At 56.6% G+C, this 19,470-nt stretch carries 19 protein-coding genes and 3 tRNA genes; 13 read left to right on the top strand and 9 right to left on the bottom strand.

Annotation, left to right across the window (positions count from 1 at the left end; all coding sequences use genetic code 11):
* The first annotated feature begins 9 nt into the window (after window positions 1-9).
* From tolB to nadA, 6 genes are all read left to right on the top strand, one after another.
* Window positions 10-1,293, top strand: coding sequence for a Tol-Pal system beta propeller repeat protein TolB (gene tolB, locus B2590_RS12530; RefSeq protein WP_269399956.1), 1,284 nt, complete (start codon window positions 10-12; stop codon window positions 1,291-1,293).
* Between the two features lie 72 nt (window positions 1,294-1,365).
* A complete protein-coding gene (pal, locus tag B2590_RS12535; RefSeq protein WP_269399938.1) occupies window positions 1,366-1,944 on the top strand; it encodes a peptidoglycan-associated lipoprotein Pal in 579 nt (192 codons plus the stop codon).
* Between the two features lie 12 nt (window positions 1,945-1,956).
* Window positions 1,957-2,742: a tol-pal system protein YbgF gene (gene ybgF, locus B2590_RS12540; protein ID WP_085680251.1), complete on the top strand. Its 786-nt coding sequence runs from the start codon at window positions 1,957-1,959 to the stop codon at window positions 2,740-2,742.
* A gap of 85 nt (window positions 2,743-2,827) precedes the next feature.
* Window positions 2,828-2,903: transfer RNA gene (locus tag B2590_RS12545), tRNA-Lys, on the top strand.
* 66 nt (window positions 2,904-2,969) lie between these two features.
* Window positions 2,970-3,045, top strand: a tRNA-Lys gene (locus B2590_RS12550).
* A 214-nt stretch (window positions 3,046-3,259) separates the two neighbouring features.
* Window positions 3,260-4,321 carry a quinolinate synthase NadA gene (nadA, locus tag B2590_RS12555; RefSeq protein WP_036205367.1) on the top strand — a complete coding sequence of 354 codons (1,062 nt, stop codon included), beginning with the start codon at window positions 3,260-3,262 and terminating at the stop codon, window positions 4,319-4,321.
* Window positions 4,322-4,323: 2 nt separating this feature from the next.
* Here the strand turns inward: nadA and B2590_RS12560 are convergent, their stop codons facing one another.
* Window positions 4,324-5,802: a M48 family metalloprotease gene (locus B2590_RS12560; RefSeq protein WP_036205369.1), complete on the bottom strand. Its 1,479-nt coding sequence runs from the start codon at window positions 5,800-5,802 to the stop codon at window positions 4,324-4,326.
* 154 nt (window positions 5,803-5,956) lie between these two features.
* Between B2590_RS12560 and B2590_RS12565 the strand changes: the two genes are divergently transcribed.
* Entirely contained in the window at window positions 5,957-6,184 is a 228-nt protein-coding gene (locus tag B2590_RS12565; protein ID WP_036205371.1) for a sulfurtransferase TusA family protein, read from the top strand.
* A gap of 30 nt (window positions 6,185-6,214) precedes the next feature.
* Entirely contained in the window at window positions 6,215-7,294 is a 1,080-nt protein-coding gene (locus tag B2590_RS12570) for an AI-2E family transporter (RefSeq protein WP_036205372.1), read from the top strand.
* Here the strand turns inward: B2590_RS12570 and B2590_RS12575 are convergent.
* On the bottom strand, window positions 7,291-7,758 hold the full coding sequence (locus B2590_RS12575; protein WP_036205373.1) for a peroxiredoxin: 468 nt from the start codon (window positions 7,756-7,758) through the stop codon (window positions 7,291-7,293). The genes B2590_RS12570 and B2590_RS12575 overlap by 4 nt on opposite strands.
* Window positions 7,759-7,832: 74 nt before the next feature.
* On the opposite strand from B2590_RS12575, the gene dapA reads away from it, so the two are divergent.
* From dapA to B2590_RS12600, 5 genes are read left to right on the top strand one after another with little or no spacing between them, the layout of a single operon-like run.
* On the top strand, window positions 7,833-8,708 hold the full coding sequence (gene dapA / locus B2590_RS12580; protein ID WP_286847953.1) for a 4-hydroxy-tetrahydrodipicolinate synthase: 876 nt from the start codon (window positions 7,833-7,835) through the stop codon (window positions 8,706-8,708).
* A gap of 37 nt (window positions 8,709-8,745) precedes the next feature.
* Entirely contained in the window at window positions 8,746-9,843 is a 1,098-nt protein-coding gene (gene bamC / locus B2590_RS12585) for an outer membrane protein assembly factor BamC (RefSeq protein ID WP_041334314.1), read from the top strand.
* Between the two features lie 44 nt (window positions 9,844-9,887).
* Window positions 9,888-10,601 (top strand): phosphoribosylaminoimidazolesuccinocarboxamide synthase, encoded by a 714-nt coding sequence (gene purC / locus B2590_RS12590; protein ID WP_286810639.1) that lies wholly within the window; start codon window positions 9,888-9,890, stop codon window positions 10,599-10,601.
* Between the two features lie 35 nt (window positions 10,602-10,636).
* A complete protein-coding gene (locus B2590_RS12595; protein WP_286810640.1) occupies window positions 10,637-11,365 on the top strand; it encodes a TIGR04219 family outer membrane beta-barrel protein in 729 nt (242 codons plus the stop codon).
* A 19-nt stretch (window positions 11,366-11,384) separates the two neighbouring features.
* Window positions 11,385-12,392, top strand: a complete 1,008-nt coding sequence (locus B2590_RS12600) for an NAD-dependent epimerase (RefSeq protein ID WP_286810641.1) — start codon at window positions 11,385-11,387, stop codon at window positions 12,390-12,392.
* Here the strand turns inward: B2590_RS12600 and B2590_RS12605 are convergent.
* The 7 genes from B2590_RS12605 to B2590_RS12635 all read right to left on the bottom strand — a co-directional run bounded on the left by B2590_RS12605 (window position 12,383) and on the right by B2590_RS12635 (window position 19,385).
* Window positions 12,383-14,134 carry a choice-of-anchor Q domain-containing protein gene (locus B2590_RS12605; RefSeq protein WP_286810642.1) on the bottom strand — a complete coding sequence of 584 codons (1,752 nt, stop codon included), beginning with the start codon at window positions 14,132-14,134 and terminating at the stop codon, window positions 12,383-12,385. The genes B2590_RS12600 and B2590_RS12605 overlap by 10 nt on opposite strands.
* 377 nt (window positions 14,135-14,511) lie before the next feature.
* Window positions 14,512-14,588, bottom strand: a tRNA-Val gene (locus B2590_RS12610).
* 55 nt (window positions 14,589-14,643) lie between these two features.
* Complete coding sequence (locus B2590_RS12615; protein ID WP_041334859.1) at window positions 14,644-15,600, bottom strand: DMT family transporter; 957 nt, start codon at window positions 15,598-15,600, stop codon at window positions 14,644-14,646.
* Between the two features lie 126 nt (window positions 15,601-15,726).
* A complete protein-coding gene (locus B2590_RS12620; RefSeq protein ID WP_036205381.1) occupies window positions 15,727-16,812 on the bottom strand; it encodes a hypothetical protein in 1,086 nt (361 codons plus the stop codon).
* A gap of 29 nt (window positions 16,813-16,841) precedes the next feature.
* On the bottom strand, window positions 16,842-17,918 hold the full coding sequence (locus tag B2590_RS12625; protein ID WP_136633147.1) for a hypothetical protein: 1,077 nt from the start codon (window positions 17,916-17,918) through the stop codon (window positions 16,842-16,844).
* Window positions 17,919-18,066: 148 nt separating this feature from the next.
* Window positions 18,067-18,669: a YceI family protein gene (locus B2590_RS12630; protein WP_199480451.1), complete on the bottom strand. Its 603-nt coding sequence runs from the start codon at window positions 18,667-18,669 to the stop codon at window positions 18,067-18,069.
* Window positions 18,666-19,385 carry a CDP-alcohol phosphatidyltransferase family protein gene (locus B2590_RS12635; RefSeq protein ID WP_227664882.1) on the bottom strand — a complete coding sequence of 240 codons (720 nt, stop codon included), beginning with the start codon at window positions 19,383-19,385 and terminating at the stop codon, window positions 18,666-18,668. Before B2590_RS12635 ends, B2590_RS12630 begins: the two co-directional genes overlap by 4 nt.
* Window positions 19,386-19,470 lie beyond the last annotated feature (85 nt).

Below are 19,470 nucleotides of genomic sequence, written 5' to 3' on the forward strand. Positions count from 1 at the left end.
GGCATGGTAATGACATGGTTGCTGATGCTGGCGGTGATGATAGGGAGCAGTCCGGCGGCCCACGCAGAGCTGTTGATCCGAATCACGGAGGGTGCGGATTCGGCCATCCCGGTCGCCGTGGTCCCATTCGCTGAATCCGGCACCATGCCGTCTGGCGATAAGATCAGCAGTATCGTCCGCGACGACCTCACCATGAGCGGTGAATTCAAGCCACTGGCACCAGAGAAAATGCTCAGCCTGCCGTCAAAGGGTGATGAGGTCTATTTTCGCGACTGGCGACTTCTGGGGCAGCGTTACGTTCTGGTCGGTCAGTTGACACGTACCGGCGACAAGATTGAAGCCCGGTATGAGTTGTACGATGTGAACCGCGAGGAGCGGATCCTTGGGGCAACGGCGTCCTCATCGGTGAACAGCACACGGAGCCTTGCCCACCACATCAGTGACAAGGTCTATGAGGCTATCACCGGGGTGCCGGGCGCATTTTCTACCAAGCTGGCCTACGTCACGCTTCAACGATCCGGTGGCAAGGCCCTGTATCGGCTGCAGGTCAGTGACGTGGATGGCAAAAGGGCCAAGGTCAGGCTGGAAAGCGAAGAACCCATTTTGTCACCAGCCTGGTCGCCCGACGGTAAGAGGCTTGCCTATGTGTCGTTTGAAACCGGTAAGCCTGCAATCTATATCCACGAGCTTTCATCGGGCAACCGCACGCGGATCGCGGACTTCCGGGGTTTGAATTCAGCTCCCGCATGGGGCCCGGATGGTCGGTCGTTGCTTATGACCCTGTCGAAGGACGGCAATGCCGAGGTCTACAAGATGGATATTCAGAGTCGCTCGCTCAAGCGGCTGACCAATCACTGGTCTATTGATACTGAGCCCACCTGGGATCATACGGGTGAAGGTTTCTTCTTCACGTCTGATCGTTCCGGTGGGCCGCAGATCTACCACAAGTCCAGTGAGAGTGCGGAACCCCGCAGGATTACCTTCGGTAGCCGCTACAATGCCCGCCCGCGGCCAGACAATGACGGCAAGTACGTCTACTATGTGCATCAGAGAGACAAGGCGTTTCATATAGCACGGACTAACTTGCAGACGGAGGAAGAAACGATTCTCACTCGAACTGAGTCCGATGAGTCGCCCAGTGTTTCGCCCAATGGCCGGATGTTGATCTATGCAACCAAGCAGGGCGGCGACAGTGTACTAACTGTAATTGCCGCGGATGGCGGAGCGGCCTATAGTCTGCCGGCCTCGGAGGGTGATGTGCGTGAACCGGCATGGTCACCGATCGTCAAGTAAACCGGAACTCCGAACAGAACAGGTTCGTTTGCATTAACGTACAACAGACTCTCAAAAAGGAAGGAAGTGATTATGAACGTATCAGCTCACCACAAATTATTCGCCATGGTAATGTCTCTTGGTCTGATCGCCGGTTGCAGCAGCACCGGTGAGACCACTGAAGACGGTGCGTACGGTTCCGATGTCTCTGCTGTCGACCAGGAAGGTGGTAGCACTGTTTATGGCGGCGATGATGACGGCGCTGTGTCTTCATCCGAGATGAGCGAAGAGCAGCGTCGTGAAGCGGAAGCTCGTGCTGCGCGGGCGGAAGAAGCCGCCATGCGCGAAATCACCACCTTTTACTTTGATTTTGATACCTCCGAAATCAAAACCGAAGCCCGCGATGTGCTGGTGGCCCACGCCCGGTTCCTGCAAGCCAATCCGGGGCAGAATGTCCGTATTGAAGGGCATGCTGATGAGCGCGGCACCAAAGAATACAACCTCGCACTGGGCGAGCGTCGTGCCAACGCCATCGAGCGTTTCCTGATCGTGAACGGTGCTTCCCGCGGCCAGACGGAAACCATCAGCTACGGTGAAGAAAAGCCGGCAGTGATGGGTTCCAGTGAGAGCGCGTGGGCCCAGAACCGTCGCGTTGAACTCGTTTTCCAGTAACAGGCGAACCCCATGAGACATCTGCTCATGGCGACAGTGATGCTCCCGCTTGCCTTCGGGCATGCGGGCGGCGCGCTGGCGCAATCCGTTTCTCCAGCGTTCCAGGACAATGCGTCCGAGGCAGAACGCAAGGCTGGCAACAGTCAGGCCAATGCGGAACTGTTCTACATGATTCAGCAACTGCAGGGCGAGGTTCGTCGATTGCAGGGGCGGGTCGAAGAGCAGCGCAACCTCATTGATCGGCTTACCAAGCAGTCACGGGACCGCTACATCGATCTTGACCAGCGAATTCTGAAACTCTCTGAAAAGGTCTCGGAAGCACCAGCGACGAGCTCAGCGAGCTCAGAGGGCGCGGCCGATTCGGCTGAGGCAGCAGGAAATTCGGGGGTGAAAACCAGAATCTACCGGCAGCCTTCCGACAAGGAGCGAACGGAATACCAGAAAATCCAGACTCTGATTCATCAGGAAAAGAACTACGACCAGGCGATCAACGGGTTGTACGACTTCATTGATGAGTATGAGGAAGGGGACCTGACGGTCAACGCCTATTATTGGCTGGGCGAAGTGTACCTCGTTGAGGAACAGCTCGAACAGGCGCGGCAGGCGTTCACCATCGTTGCAACCCGTTATGGGGATCATCGCAAGGCGCCGGACGCTGTTTACAAGCTTGGCGTGACCCTGGACCGGCTTGGCGATAAGGAGCAGGCTCGCGGGCGTATGGAAACCGTGGTCCGCGACTATCCGAATACCAGCGCTGCTGAGTTGGCCAAGAAGTACCTCGACTCCAGTAACGGCTGATCGTGCTTGCCACGAAGAATGTTGAGAAACCTGGGAATTAGGGGTTGATCGGCGCTGAAAAATCATTACTATATGCGCCTCGTTTGGGTCGTTAGCTCAGTTGGTAGAGCAGTTGGCTTTTAACCAATTGGTCGAAGGTTCGAATCCTTCACGACCCACCAAATTACGAACGAGGCGGTGGACTGAGTCGTCGCGTTGTTCTGGTCCGGATTCGGGCCGACAGTTATGGGTCGTTAGCTCAGTTGGTAGAGCAGTTGGCTTTTAACCAATTGGTCGAAGGTTCGAATCCTTCACGACCCACCAATAGAACAGGAAGCCAAAGCGGCTCCTGTCGAAAAAAGAGCCTTCGGGCTCTTTTTTTTTGGGTATACGGTCATACATCTGTGATAGTGGGCGTAGTTAAAAGGGTGCGTGTAAGTAACCTAAGCAAAACTCTGTGACAGCAGGGTGTCAGCCCAGTGAAAGTCGTGGCCGAAGTGATATACTTCCGACGTTAACGCAATACAGAGATGCAGTAATGACGCGAGTTGAAGACCGTATTCTCGTTCAGGAACATCTGGCACACCAGGCGGAGCCAAAGACCCTGAGCGACGACGAGAAAGCCAACCTTGAGTCCCGTATTCGAGCAGCGCTGAAAGCGCAGGATGCGGTGCTCGTGGCTCATTACTACACCGACCCTGACATTCAGCGCCTGGCGGAGGAAACCGGCGGCTGTGTTGCCGATTCGCTGGAAATGGCCCGGTTTGGCAACCAGCACAAAGCGTCAACCGTGGTCGTGGCAGGTGTCCGTTTCATGGGCGAAACCGCCAAGATTCTGAACCCGGAAAAACGTGTGCTGATGCCCACGCTGGAGGCCACCTGTTCACTGGATATTGGCTGCCCCGCGGACGAATTCTCGGCCTTTTGCGACCAGCACCCCGACCGTACCGTTGTGGTCTACGCCAATACCTCCGCAGCGGTGAAGGCAAGGGCGGACTGGGTGGTTACCTCCAGTTGTGCTCAGGCCATTGTGGAGTCGCTGGATGCCCGTGGTGAAAAAATACTCTGGGCCCCGGACAAGCATTTAGGCCATTACGTGCAGAAAACCACCGGTGCGGATGTGTTGCTCTGGGATGGTTCATGCATCGTACATGAAGAGTTCAAGTACCGGGGGCTGGAGGATCTGAAAGCGCTGTATCCGGATGCGGCGGTTCTGGTGCACCCTGAGTCGCCCAACGCGGTGGTCGAGATGGCCGATGTTGTCGGTTCGACCTCTCAGCTGATTCATGCGGTACAGACGCTGCCCAACGATCAGTTTATCGTTGCCACCGACAACGGCATTTTCTACAAGATGCAGCAGTTGGCCCCCAACAAGACCTTGATTGAGGCGCCAACAGCCGGAAATGGCGCCACCTGTCGTAGCTGCGCCCATTGCCCGTGGATGGCGATGAATGGCCTCGAGAACCTGCTGTCGGTGATTGAGAACGGTGACCAGGAGGTTCATGTGGACCCGTCGTTGCGGGAGGATGCGTTGAGGCCGCTTCAGCGAATGCTGGATTTCACCGCCGAGATGAATCTGAAGGCCGCCGGCAACGCCTGACGTCAGCTGCGGCGCTGGTTCAGCCGCTCTGACACCTGCGACAATCGTTCGGTCACGATTTGGCGCAATGGCGCTCCGGCGGGGAGTCTTTCCTGGGCCTGTCGCAACTGGCGCTGGGCTGCCTCAAGGTCGCCCATCAGGATATCGTATTCGGCCCTCGCCCGGTGCACCCCAACGATGTTGCGCGCCAACCCTTCGGCTTCCGCCAACCTCAGCCAGAGATGCTCTTTCTTCGGCAGTTCCCGCGTCAGTCTGTGGAGGTATTCGGCGGCACGTTCGCCGTTACCCGCCGCGGTTTCCAGGTGTGCGAGCATGTCGGTAATCGGGTAGTTGCCGGGATTTCTTGCAAGGGCTTCGGAAAGCAGGCTGCGAGCTTCGTTGAGCTTGTCCTGCTCAATCAGCGCCTCTGCGAGTGTCACCTGATAGGTGATGCGCCCCGGTGTTCCATCGAGCAGCCTTTCAAGCTCAATAATCGCCTCACTCTGGTTTCCATTTCTCAGCAACGCCACCGCCAGGCCGTAGCGAATGGCATCCGGCTTTTCGGTGTCCGAACGGTTCAGGTAGTCCTTGAACGTTTCCACAGCGATGTCTGCGGACTTTGCGTATCGAACCTGAAGCCGGGATCGAACCAGATGATACTCCTGGGCATCGGCCACATCCCTGCGAGGGTATTGTTCGGCGCGGTTGCGGGTGTCGGATACACGATTCTGCGTCAGCGGGTGGGTGGACAGGTACTCCGGAACCCGGTTTCCCTGCAGGCGGTTCTGTCGCATCATGATCTCGAACATTTCCGGCATCCCTCTCGGGTCCATGCCGGAGCTGGCCAGTATGTCCATGCCAACCCGGTCAGCTTCCTGTTCATGGGCCCGGCTATAAGCCAACATATTCTGTACTGCCAGTGCCTGGGTGCCTGCGATGGCCGCTATGCCGACATCCGACTGGGTAACCGCTGAGAGGATGATGCCGGCGATCATGCCGGCAATGGTCAACGGGGCGCTGGTTTCCTGTTGCTCCAGGCGCCTGGCGAAATGGCGCTGGCTCAGGTGCGCCAGTTCGTGGGCCAGAACCGAGGCAAACTGTTGCTCACTCTCGGCATTCAGGAACAGGCCGCCATTAACGCCGACGACATTGCCGGGGACCGCAAAGGCATTGATGTCGGGGCTGTCGATGATCGCCAGCGTGAGGTCGCTGCTACTCAGAGGTGCCGAGGGTACGAGGCGATAAATGATCGAGTTCAGGTAGTCCTGGACCAGGGCATCGGTGATCTGAGGGGCGGATCGCCGGATGGATGTCATCACTTGACGCCCGATATCCGTTTCCTGGCGCTCAGAGATAAGCCCACCACCGGCGCCACCAATGGACGGGAGTGTGCTATCCGACGATTGTGCCGAGGCCTGGCTGACCGTCAGTGAAAACGCCAGGGCAAAGGCGGATGCCAGGGTGCCTGGCCGTTGAGTTCGGCGGCGGTTTGTTACAGTCATGAATAGGCGATGTCCGTTGTCATGGGGTTCTCTCTGACAGCATTGTGCCACCGAAAGTTCTTTCGGGGTTCGTCTGTTACGATTGAGGTGCAATACAGTACCACTGTGGGCATAATGCCGGCTCCTGTTTTGAACATACGGATGCCTTATCGCCATGGCTGATCGAACACTGGACGCATCGGGCCTGCGCTGTCCGATGCCGCTATTGAAAACCAAGCTCGAACTCAACAGCATGTCTCCCGGCCAGGAACTTGAAGTTATCGCCACAGACGCCGGTTCTGCAAGGGATATTCCTGCGTTCCTCGAACTGTCGAGTCATGAGCTGGTCCGCACATCCGAACAGGGTGGCTGTTTCACCTTTGTGATAAAGTGCGGCGGTTAAGCCCGTAGTAATGACCCTCCGGAGTCGTTGATGATCAGAATTTTACGTGGCCTCGCCCACAAATACTTTTCAGATGAAGAAGCCGTCATTCTTTTCCTGCTGATACTGGCAGGCGTCGTCTTCATCATTTTTTTCGGCTCCATGCTGGCGCCCGCGATTGCGGCGGTTATTGTTGCCTTTATCCTCCAGGGGCTGGTCACCAAGCTTAATCGGCTCGGAATTCCGGAAATCGTATCCATCATAGGCGTGTTCTTTGTCTTCCTGGGGCTGTTGATTGGCGTCCTGTTCGGGCTGTTACCTCTGATCTGGACCCAGGTGACCGGGCTGGCGGGCGAAGCGCCTCGTATTTTCAGAGAGATGCAGTCCTATCTTGAAGTGCTTCCTGAGCAGTATCCAACGCTGATATCCATGGAAGGCATCAACACCATCTACAATCAGGTAACCACCGAAGCCGGCCGCATGACCCAATGGCTGGTGTCCTTTTCACTGGAAAGCATTCCGGATCTGGTGGCGCTGCTGATCTACATGGTGTTGCTGCCGATTCTCGTATTCTTCTTCCTCAAGGACCGCCGGGTGCTACTGGGTGCGATCGCTCGCATGCTGCCATCCCAACGCCCGATGATGGTCCGGATATGGCATGAAGTGAATCTTCAGTGTGCCAACTACGTGCGGGGAAAGGCGGTGGAGATACTGATCGTTGGAGGTATCACCTACGTGGCCTTCAAGGTTCTGGGTATGCCCTATGCGGCCCTGCTGTCACTGATGGTGGGTCTGAGCGTGGTGATTCCCTATATCGGGGCGGCTGTTGTCACCATTCCGGTCGCCATGATCGCCCTGTTCGCCTTCGGGTGGGGCAGCCAGTTTATCTGGGTCATGGTGGTGTACGGTGTGATCCAGGCGCTGGATGGCAACGTTCTGGTTCCCATCCTGTTCTCGGAAGTGAATAATCTGCACCCTGTCGCCATCATCGTGGCTGTGTTGTTCTTTGGTGGCATCTGGGGTTTGTGGGGTGTGTTCTTCGCCATACCGCTGGCGACCATGCTCAAGGCGATCTTCTCGGCATGGCCGGTCAAGTACGGGCAGGCAGAGACGTTGCCAAAGGAGTCTTAAAGACTCCTGACGGCCTCCAGCACTTCGTCAACGTGGCCTGGTACTTTCACGCCTCGCCACTCCCTGCGAAGGACCCCGTCCTTGTCGATCAGGAAGGTGCTGCGGTCAATGCCCATATATTCCTTGCCATAGAGCTTCTTCAGCTTGATGACATCGAACTGTTGGCAGAGGGCTTCGTCCTTGTCGGAAATCAGGTGGAAGGGAAATGCCTGCTTTTCGCGGAAGTTGTCGTGGGCTTTCAGGCCGTCACGTGATACGCCGAAAATAACCGTATCGAGTGCTTCAAACTGGTCGTGCCGATCGCGGAAATCCTGACCTTCAGTGGTGCATCCGGGGGTGTTGTCCTTGGGGTAGAAATAGACCACCACATTCTGGCCTTTCAGGTCCGATAAACGAATGGTTTGATCTCCGGTAGCCGGGGCCTCAAAATCATCAACAGGACGGTTCAGTTCGGGTGCTGACATGACATCTCCTTTAATTCCCTTGTGTCAGTGGGTGCCCAACATTACCATATCGTTTTTATTCGTACGGAGTTTTTATGATTACGGGGAGCCTTGTCGCACTGGTCACGCCCATGCATTCCGATGGCAGCGTTCATTGGGAGCACCTTGATAAGCTGGTGGACTTTCATCTCGACAACGGAACGCACGGTATCGTGGCCGTTGGAACGACGGGTGAATCCGCCACGCTGGACCCGGAAGAGCACATGCGGGTGGTGGGGCATATCATAAAACGCGTCAAGGGCCGCATTCCTGTGATTGCCGGTACCGGCGGTAACAGTACTCGTGAAGCCATAGAGCTGACCGAAGAGGCTCACAAGCTGGGTGCCGATGCCTGTCTGCTTGTCGTCCCGTACTACAACAAGCCGACCCAGGAAGGGCTCTACCAGCACTTCAAGACCATTGCCGAGGCTGTCCCGGTCGATCAGATTCTCTACAACGTTCCCGGCCGAACGGCGTGCGACATGCTGAACGAGACCGTTGAGCGCCTGGCAGGTATTCCGAACATCATCGGCATCAAGGATGCAACCGGCAATATTCCCCGTGGTGCAGAGCTGGTTGAAGCCGTTAGAGGCCGCCTGGTGGTCTACTCTGGCGACGACGCGACGGCCGCCGGACTGATGCTTGCCGGCGCCAAAGGCAACGTCTCCGTTACCGCCAACGTGGCGCCCAAGGGCATGGCTGCGTTGTGCGAAGCCGCCATCGCCGGAAATGAGGAGGAAACTGAGCGGCTTAACGAGTTGCTCATGCCTCTGAACCGCAAACTTTTCCTCGAGGCCAATCCCATCCCCGTGAAGTGGGCTCTCTATCATATGGGTATGATCGGGGAGGGCATTCGCCTTCCGCTCACCCCTCTGAGTGACAGGTTCCACGGCGAAGTGGAAGACGCACTGAAAGCCTCTGGCGTACTCTGAGTCAGGCTGTACCATCTATCGTAACTGGAGTCGCCTGATGGCGTTTAGGTTCAGGACAGAAATCAAAAAAACCGAAAAATGCATCAGGCCCCTGGCGGGCCTGATGTTTGTTATGGCCCTGTCAGGCTGTAGCTTGATCGAAGACCGCTCAGAGCGCTATGTCAATGCCTCGGAAGGCACGCCTCTGAAACTGCCGGAAACGGCGGATGAAGGCGAGTTTGGTCAGATCATGCCGATACGCGAAGCGACCGCTGCCGACTCGGGCCGTATGTATCGGGGAAGCATACCCAGGCCGCCGGATATGACCTCCGATATCCTTGACGAAAATTATCTGGTTGAGGAACTGGATGGCCAGATATGGCTGCTGGTGAATGATGTTCCAGGTCGCCTTTGGCCTGCAGTCACCTCCTACATGAATGAGAACGGCCTTGGTGTGGCGTACGACAGCCCCCAGCTCGGCCTGATGCAGAGTGAGTTGGTTAACTTCAGCAAGCAGGCTAGGGGGTTGCTGGGGCTGCCGGACAACCCCGACGGACCAGAAGCGAAAGTGGTTGTCCAGGCCCGTGTTGCGCCCGGTGTGCGCCGCAAAACCACAGAGGTTCAGTTCCGTTCCTTCGAAGTTGCTGATGACCCGAACGAACTGATGGCTTGGGGCGGTGGGGACACCCGTAGCCGCGAGCAACTCGATACCAGTCGGAAGCTGCTCGAAGACCTGGCCCAGTATTTACGCAACCGGGAAGACAGTAAGTCTTACTCCCGTGCGGCATTGGGCATGGCCAGCGAACCCCTGGTCAAGTTGGTATCGGACGACGAAACGCCCAGGGAAATTGTAATGAGCCTGGATTACGGCCGGGCTTGGGCGGAGGTTCGCCGAGCGGTGGATGACGCGGGCATACCGGTGATCGACCTGAACCGTGAAGACGGGTATTTCTTTGTGGATTTCCGGCCGGAATCCGAGCGCGAGCCGGGATGGTTCAGCTGGTTCTCCGACGCCCCGGAACCGGTACATTCGTTTGATATACGGCTTGAGGAACGCGACGGCGACATTGTCGTTTCCACCGCCATCGCCGAGAGTTACGATGGTGAGAATCGCTCGACCGAGCTGCTTTCAGAACTGTTCGAATATCTTTACTAATGCAAGCAGTGCCTGCACCGAGCGGGCACGTCCGGAGATCTGACATGGAAAAGCGTGAAGAGCTTTACGCGGGCAAGGCCAAATCCGTATACCGTACCGACGACCCCGACCGGTTTGTGATGGTCTTTCGCGACGATACGTCGGCTTTTGACGGCGAGAAGAAAGAGCAGCTCAACCGCAAGGGCATGGTGAACAACCGCTTTAATGCCTTCATCATGGAAAAACTGGAAGCGGCCGGCGTTCCCACGCACTTTGAGGGCCTGCTTTCCGGCACGGAATCGCTGGTCAAGAAGCTGGATATGATTCCGGTTGAATGCGTGGTTCGTAACATCTCCGCCGGCAGTCTGTGCCGCAGGTTGGGTGTCGAGGAAGGGCTGACGCTGAACCCGCCCACCTTTGAACTGTTCCTGAAGAACGACGCCATGCATGATCCCATGGTCAATGAGTCACTGGCGGTCAGTTTTGGCTGGGCGGAAGCCGACGAACTTGCCAGAATGAAAGAACTGACCTATCAGGTGAATGACGTACTGAAGGCGCTGTTTGAGGAAGCCGGCATGCTGCTGGTGGACTACAAGCTGGAATTTGGCCGCTCGGGTGGCCAGATTGTCCTGGGTGACGAATTCAGCCCTGACGGCTGCCGTATCTGGGACAGGGAAACCCGAAAGAAGATGGATAAGGACCGTTTTCGTCAGGGACTGGGCGATGTGATTGAGACCTACGAAGAAGTTGGTCGTCGTCTCGGTATTCGTTTCGACTGATCAGTCAGGTACAACAACCATAAGACAGGTGCACTATGCGTAAACTGATTTTTGCCATCGGCGGCTCATTGCTCATCGCTGCCCCAGTTGCCATCGCTGATGTGGTCGGGGTGGGTGCCAGTGTCAGTTATTGGGATTCTGACCTCTCGGGTAAAGCCGGCAAAAACAACGACGTGGTCGACGTCGAAAACGACCTTGACCTGGAAAGCGACACCAATGCCAACCTGAGTGCCTACCTCGAGCACCCGGTGCCGGTATTGCCCAACGTGCGCCTGAATTACACCCGCATTGAACAAAGCGGTAGTGGCGAAGTGTCCACGCAATTTGACCTGGTGTCCGGCGACGTCGATTCGGATCTGGACCTGAACCAGTTTGACGTCACCCTGTATTACGAAGTGCTCGACAACTGGGCCAATCTGGATCTGGGCGTGACCGCCCGCAATCTGGATGGCGAACTGATTGTTCGTGAGCAGGCCACCAATGGCCAGGTCAGTAAGACTGAGGTCGACGGCGTGATTCCGATGGGTTATCTGGCTGCCCGCTTTGATCTTCCCTTTACCGGTGTTTCCGTCGGTGGCGAGGCCAACCTCATCAGCTTCGACGGCGATTCCATCTATGACTACAACGCTTACGGCCAATACGAACTGTCGTTGTTACAGCTGCGCGCCGGATACCGTCAGATCAGTATTGATTACGAAGACAGCGATGACCGTCTGGACATCGAACTCGGTGGCCCGTTTGTAAGTGCCGGGCTGACGTTCTGAAGGAACAGGAGAGAACACGTTGAAAATTCTGGTTACGGGCACGGCGGGCTTCATTGGCTCCCATCTGGCGCATCGGCTGCTTGACCGAGGTGATGAAGTAATCGGCGTAGATAACGTCAACGATTACTACGACCCCACTTTGAAGGAAGCGCGGCTTGAGCGCCTGACCTGTAAGCCAGGATTCACCGAGGTTCGTAAGGACGTGGCCGACAGGCCCGTCATGGAGGCCCTGTTCCGAGAGCACAAGCCAGAGCGTGTGGTTCACCTGGCGGCCCAGGCGGGCGTGCGGTACTCCCTGGAGAATCCTCATGCCTACATTGACGCCAATCTGGTGGGGTTTACCAACATTCTTGAAGGTTGTCGTCACAATGATGTGAAGCACCTGGTGTACGCCTCCAGCAGCTCCGTCTACGGCGCGAATGAAACCATGCCGTTCTCCATCCACGACAACGTGGACCACCCCCTGAGTCTGTATGCGGCCTCCAAGAAAGCCAACGAGCTGATGGCCCACACCTACAGCCACCTTTACAACATGCCCACCACCGGCCTGCGCTTCTTCACCGTCTATGGCCCATGGGGCCGACCAGATATGGCGCTGTTCATCTTCACCAAGAAGATCCTGGCCGGTGAACCCATTGATGTGTTCAATCATGGGCACCACAGGCGCGACTTCACCTACATTGACGATATTGTGGAAGGCGTTATCCGAACGTTGGACAATGTCGCCACCCCCAACCCGCAGTGGAGTGGTGAAACGCCAGACCCCGGCACCAGCAAGGCGCCATATCGACTGTATAACATCGGTAGCAACAATCCGGTGGAGTTGTCCCGGTTTATTGAGATTATCGAAGAGCGCGTTGGCAAAAAGGCCGAGAAGAACCTGCTGCCTCTACAACCCGGTGACGTGCCGGCTACCTACGCCAATGTGGATGACCTGATTGAAGATGTGGGCTACAAGCCGTCCACCACGGTGGAGGACGGCATTGCCAATTTCGTGGATTGGTATCGGGACTTTTATCAGGTGTGAGCCCGGCTGAACCGGCGCCTTATCGCGACTAAAAGTCCTGCCAGCATAAGAAACGGTGACAGCGCACCACCTCCGCCGCTGCCACCGCCTGATTCGCTGTCTGAGCCACCGCCACCACTCCCTGTGTCTTGAATGAGTTCTTCTCTGAATTCCACGGCGCCCATGTCGCAGATTTCCACTCCGTCGCCATCTCCATCAATCGCGCGTCCGAATCCAAGTTGGTCTATCGAAGAGCATGTCCCAACGCTCCCCGGTGCAAGTGGATCGCCCGAATCGATGGCGGGGCTGCCAGGCTGGGGAGCGTGAGTGAGCACGGGCACCAGGTCGTCACCAATTGAGATCTCGCCACCATTGGCGGCCAAGGTGCCCAGAATCGGGTTAACGGCAGCGCCGCCACCGTTCACGTCGCCGACAATATCTCCCGTGCCAGCCGTGTAGTTGCAGTCCGCATTGTTTCCAATCAGGTTGTAGCCGCTGGAGACGATGTTGCCGCTGCAATCCGGTGACTCACTGGTTGAGGTGTTCCCCGCAATGATCGAATTGGTCATGTCCAGGCCGCCGAGGATGATTCTTACGCCGCCACCGTCGGCAAAGACCGTCGGATCTGCTTGAATGGCATTTTGCGTAATGGTCACGTTAGTCAATACGGCAGAGTCGGTGGCCAAGAGTCCTCCACCTCCGGCATAGTCAATGCCCTCGACCCGATTACCCGATATGGTGCTGTTGCTCATTGACAGAGGGTCTATGGCTGCAATGGCACCACCAGTGGCGGAAGAACCGCCGGAGCTCGTTTTTGTAACACGATTATTTACAAACACACCCCGTGCGATGCCCAGGTTTCCGGCGCGATGATAAATGCCCCCTCCTGACGCTGCACCCGTACCGTTTACAATCACCTGATTGCCCGAAAAGACTGAGCTGCTGACGCCCGTGGTGGCCCCCACATTGGGGTAGATATAAAGACCGCCACCGTGTGCGCTGCCGTTGACGGTTGTGATCAGGTTGTCCTCCACTACAGAGGTGATCAAGCTAAGGGTCCCACCATTGCCTACATAGATGCCTGCACCATAGCCAAACACAGTGTCGGTTTCTGAGGCATCGATTTCGTTGGCTTGAATGCTGACTCTTGTCAGAAATAAATTGCCGAGAGAGTGAATTCCAGCGCCAGAGCCAGACCCGGAGTTCACTTCAATCAAGTTTGAGGAAACGCGGGCGTCTTGCATGGTCAGTCTGCCACTGGACACATAGATGCCCGCACCCGACGTCACGCTGCCGCCGTTGGTTACGGTAAGGTCGAGCAATTGAACGTCAGCGTCATTTCGAATTTCAAAAACACGATCGGTACTGTTGCCGTCGATGACTGTCTCAGAAGAAGCACCATTGCCTTTGATGATTAACGATGCAGAGATGTCCAGGTCTCCGGTCTCTGCGTCGTTCTCGTTAGTGCCAGTGAGAGAAAGAACGATTGGTGAAGAATTGATTGACTCGGCAAACCGTATAACGTCTGGCAGCGCTGACTCACCAGCTATACAGTCGGCAGAGCCGGTCTGATTATTGTTGTTGGCATTGATAATCGCCTCTCGCAGACTGCACATTCCATCGGCGGCAATGGCGTCGTCCGAGGTGTTAACGGTGAGTGTCGCCGCGAGCGTAAGGCTTGGCGACGTAAGCGCGGTCAAAAAAAGAACGACTCCGATCGGCCCATTGAAAAGCGCAGTAGCTCTATTGCTGAATCCGTCCATGATGGCTCCTCCTGCTGAAATTTTTGCAGTGTTAAGGGTTCAGTGACTGCAAAACCCACAATCAAATAGTTTAATTTCTCATCTATTTTAAGGTTGCCTTGAAAGAAGGGATGGGGCAAGCAAAAAGGCGGCACGAAGTTCTCAATATTTCACTTACTGCACTAGTCGCACCGGCTTTATGGCGTTACGCATTTGTTCGTCAACAAGAGAGTTGTGCGGCAGTTTCTGGTGAGGTAATGGATGCGCCGACCCGGAACTGATAGAGCGTTGCAAGCGTTTGCTGGATTGTTTGTGGAAGGAAGAGCGGCAGAAACAAAAAAAGCCACTCGGCTTACGCTCTGAGTGGCTTTTTCAGTTGATATTCTTGTTCGCAGGAATGGTAGGACCAGGCAGATTTGAACTGCCGACCTCTGCCATGTCAAGGCAGCGCTCTAACCAACTGAGCTATGGTCCTATGTCCTGCAACGGGGTGGAAATATACTGATTCCGATGGGCGTGGTCAACCTCTTTCAGGCGGTTTTCTGCTTTCTGGCCCAGCCTTTTATGGCCTTGCTGAGCACTCCCCACCGATTGATCAGCAGTGCGAGGAATATCAGGCCGCAACCGGCGAGTTGTGTGGTGGACATGGATTCGCTGAACCAGCCTGCAGCGAACAGTGCGACCCATACCGGCTCCAACACAAGGATTACAACTCCGTGGCTGTGGGTAGCCAGGCTTTGGGCATAGGTCTGCAGCAGGAAGCGGCCTGCCGTGCCTACCACGGCACTGGCAATCACCCAGCCGGCGAGAATGCCGGAGAAGTTCTCGAGAGTCGGTGTCCAGGGTTCCAGCAGCAATGACTCGGTCAAGGTGACGGTGCCTACGGTGAGCAGCGCAATGGTCGTGAGGGGCAGGGCGGGGACGCGGTGTTTTTCCACGGACTCTCCCCGGCGGTTGATCACCGTGCGCTGGTTGGCCGCGCGGGTGTTAAGGGTGAAATACAGCGCAAAGATAAACGCAGCCACCACAAAGAAAACCTGACCGATTTCGGGCCGGAATCCATTTTTGAGCGACAGCAGCGCGAGCCCGCCCACCGCGACCGGAATTGCAAACCAGGTGCTCAAAGGCTGTGCCTCCTGGAAGATCACCCGGGCAATCACTGGCACGATGACCACGCCAAGGCTGGTCAGGAAGGCACCTTCACCTATGTGGGTGACGTGAAACAGCCCCATCACCCAGAAGCTCATGGCCACTCCGAACACCAGCCCCACGCCAGCACTGCGCTTGAATTGGTCCAGGCTTAGTCGTTTCAGCGAAGGCCAGGCTATGACCGCCAGTACCGAACCGGCCAACAGGAACCGAAGGGCCATGAACATCAGCGGCGGCATCAGTAATACGGCTTCCTTGGAAAATATCCAGCTAATGGCTGCCATCAGGGTGACAACCACCAGTAACAGGTCGGATTTATGAGTGTTCGAGAGGGGCATTCAAGACCGCCATAGAGTGGATAGGCTTTAGAGCGACAGCGGCGGAGTTTATCACGGGCAGGTAAGAATGGCTCTTCCATGAGCCGGTTGGTGCTCCTTCAGACGGTTGGGTCCATCTTGGTATTTTTAGTTGTTGAGTGTGTTGTAGACCAGTGTCGACATATCGGTCTGGTCCGAACCGGGTACTTCAACATATCGGTCACCGGAACCCCACCACTGCCACCAGGCGCGCTTGTTGTAGGTGCGGCTGGCGAAATCGACACGCAGTCCATTGAGGGTTGTGTCATTCACTACGGGGACGGAAATGTTGCCGGTTTCCGAGCCCAGAACGCCGCTGTGGGAAGCACCCTCGTTCATCAGGATCGGAAAGTGATTGTAGTACAGGTCCGACGGCCCGTTCTGGCTGGACACCTTGCCCGCCAGGCTCAGGTTCGAGCTACAGGAGTCGATACCGTTGCTGGTGGTGGCGCCACAGGCCGAGTGGGTTGGTACCACGCCATCATCAGTGCCGGCAATGAACGGCTTGGTAATGCCGCCGTAGGAGGAGCCGCCGGCCACAAACCGCAGGCGCGGAATATTATTGGGACTGACGGCGAGGTTGCGTGCCGTGTTGGTTTGCAGGTCATTGACCACGCCAAGGCTGCCTGGCTCAGGGGTGATGCCGGTGAAGGCACGTACCGCCTGTTTGAGTGGCCAGTTGTACCAGCTGTCGTTGTAGGCAACGTTCAGGGCCAGATCGGCCAGCTCCGTACCGCCGCCGGCACCGGAGTAGTCGATCGCAGCGAGTATTTTCAGCGGCTGCAGTCCGTCGGCCTGAAGCCAGCGGGCCTGGTTTTCCAGAAGATATCGGGTAACCAGGTCACCGGTGGAATGGGAAACCACAATGCAGAAATCGTTGCATAGCCCCTGCTGGCTGATGTCACGTAGCTGCTGATAGGCCTGCTGGGCGATGTTGCCCTCCACACGGCCATCGCTGCCCCAATCTACACGGGCGTCGGAACGGGACAGCCAGAAGGTACGCCAGTAGTCCTCGCCAGCACTTTTTACCTCATTAAGGTTGGCAGGTGGATTGGCCAGGTCTTCCTGCTGGAAGCCGTGAACCAGGATCACGTTGTGGCCCGCAAGCTGGGCGTGGGCGGTGCCGGCGAACAAGCCGCCGGCGATGGCCACCGCAAGGGCGGTCTTACAGGCACTTCTCTTTCTTGTTTTCATAAAGGCTCCGTCTTTGTTTTATTGTTGTATCAGAACTTGTCTGCCAGCCTTTGCAGCAGCGCAGCACGTTGCTCTGATTCGGGGTCACCTGCCGGGCTGTCGGTCAATCCGTCCAGGTCCGGTGGCGAAAACGAGTAGCCATCATCAGGGCCATAGCCATAGTCGGTGCGGTCTCCGGGCGAGGCCGGCAGGCGACGGATCTGCAGGTTGCGCAGTTCCAGGTTACCGCTAATCTCACGATGGGCGAGCACCGAGCCATGGGCTTTGAGCTCCAGGGTGTCGGTGGTTCCGTCGAGTCGCTTCTCCGCCTGCAGCTGCGCGAGTGCGCGGCCGTTGTGGTAGAGCTGGGCAGAGAGGGCATAGAAACCGGGGTCTTTGGCGTCGAAATGAACCGGTATTATCAGGTCGTTGTTGGTCACCTTTGGGTCGCCCAGGCCGTCAAACTCTCCCAGGACGGGCTCAATGGTCAGGGTTGAAACGTGGCGTACGGGTTTGCCATCAATGGTTGCCTCAACGATCAACCGATATTCGCCAGGCTCTGCGTCGGCCTCAATGATGCCTTCATAGTAGGGGGCACCGGCCTCGTTCTGGAGTGTAGTACTGGCAATCGCCTGGCGAGACTCGGGGGACTCCAGGGTCGCGTCCAGGCTTGGCCCTACCACCTGGGAGCCAGTAATGCTCGCTGCCACAAGAATGTCTTCTTCCTGTACGAAGCGGTATTTCTCAAGTGTGACGGTAAATTGTCCGCCCCCGTCCAGCGGCAGCTCCACAGGGTCGAAACGGTTGCCGGCGTAGGCCTTGGCCTGGTCGTCAGAGATTGGAATGGAGTACGTCGGGTAGCGGATGTTCTGGCTGTATTGGGCTGCAGCACTGGCCAACATGAAGCCGATCGCATTCTCAGAGGGTTCCTGCTTTTCCGTGGTCGGCGATTCGGCCGGCCCGGGCTTGGAGCGGGTGGTGTCTGTTCCGGAAGGGGGCGGGCTCCTGCCTTCGCTCTCACCGGTTATCCAGGAGAACCGGACTGTATTGTCGGTCGACAGTAGATATCCCAGGCCGACGGCACCGGACACAACGAACGTTAGGGCCAAGAGCAACCGCAGTGGCATCTTTGGATCCTTGTTGGAGGCATTCTATGGCGCGAACGCCATTATTTTTGTTGTTGTATTAACATAACGGGCCAAACTGACTTCGCGCAAAAAAATGGCCCGAATGTGTAACAGAATGTGTCCAGGGTGTGATGTTGTTCACACTACCTCATAACCAGCCGGACTCTTTCACAGCTTCGAGGCCGAACCTGAGGCGAACGTCATCACCCACCAGATCCTGATCAATGCCGTAGGTCATGCCCCAATTGCTGCGCTTAATGGTGGCCTCGGCGGTGACGCCGAGGGTGTAGTCCTCGTGCCCGATGGGGTAGTCGGCAGATTTGTTAAGGGTTACATCAACATCCACCGGGCGGGTTTTGCCCAGAAGGGTCAGGTCACCGGTCACAATGCCGGTGTTTTCGCCGGTGGTTTCGAAATTGGTGATCTCAAAGGTGATGTCCGGGAACTTTCCACTGTTGAGAAAATCCTCGTTGCGCAGGTGGCCATCCCGTTTATCGTGATTGGTGAAGACGCTTTTGCTTTTGAACGTCAGTGTGCCGGAGGTGAGCTGTTGAGTCTCCTCGTCGTAGCCGAACTTTCCTTCCACATCCCGGAACATGCCCATTACCGGGGCATAGCCGATGTGGTTCACCTCAAACGACATCGAGAAATGCTCATCGTCGATAACGTAGGTTTCCGGCTCGGCCATGGCAACGGGGGCGGACAATGCCAGTGAGGCGGTCAGTGCAGCAGTGGATAGGAACGCTTTCATGTCTTTCTCCCTGTTTGATAAAGCCAGCGCAGGTCTGTAAAAAACGAATAACAGAGCAGTAACAGCGCGATAGCGAGTGTGGCAGTCGCGAAGCCGGTCGGCGTAATCGGCAATATGGCAACCATCAGGGTGACTATTTGCCATACGCAGACAGTTTTGCGTCGAAAGCTGTCGGGTAGTGGTCTGTCCATGAAGCGAAACCAGTGGCCAGCGATCACAAAGGCGTAACGCATCAGCCCCAACGCGAGAACCCATGGGCCGGCTTTGCCCTGGGCCAAGACCGCAACACACAGCCCGAGGATGAACAGCGCATCCAGTTCCATGTCGAATCGGGCACCGAACGCCGTTGTTGAACGGGTGGCCCTTGCGACTGCGCCATCCACGCCGTCAAGAATCAACGCCAGTAAACACAATGACCCGTACAACCACAGCCAGTTCCCTAACTCGGAAGTGAACGGCGCCAGGCTGATGAGGAGTATGACGAGGGAGGCGCGTACCAGGGTTGCCCGATTGGCCCAACCGAAGTCCTGTTCCGCAGGCCAGAAGCGAATAACAGGCACCGCAATTGCCAGGCAAAGCAACACGGCGAGCGCGTAAAAGCTGGCAGGGGGGTGGAATCCGATGCCAGCGGCGGTCACCATGAGCGCCGTCAGTCCGCCGGACCAGGCAAGATCGGCAGCCAGGGGCAGGCGGAACGTGTGAGTGTGGGAATCCATCATCAAACCCCAGCGTATGATTGAGCGTGCATCCGGTCGTAACAGGGCCTTACTGAAAATATGGATGCGCCTGTATGCACTATAG

The sequence above is a fragment of the Marinobacter sp. UBA3604 genome, assembly GCF_002375325.1.
Classification (GTDB): Bacteria; Pseudomonadota; Gammaproteobacteria; order Pseudomonadales; family Oleiphilaceae; genus Marinobacter; species Marinobacter salarius.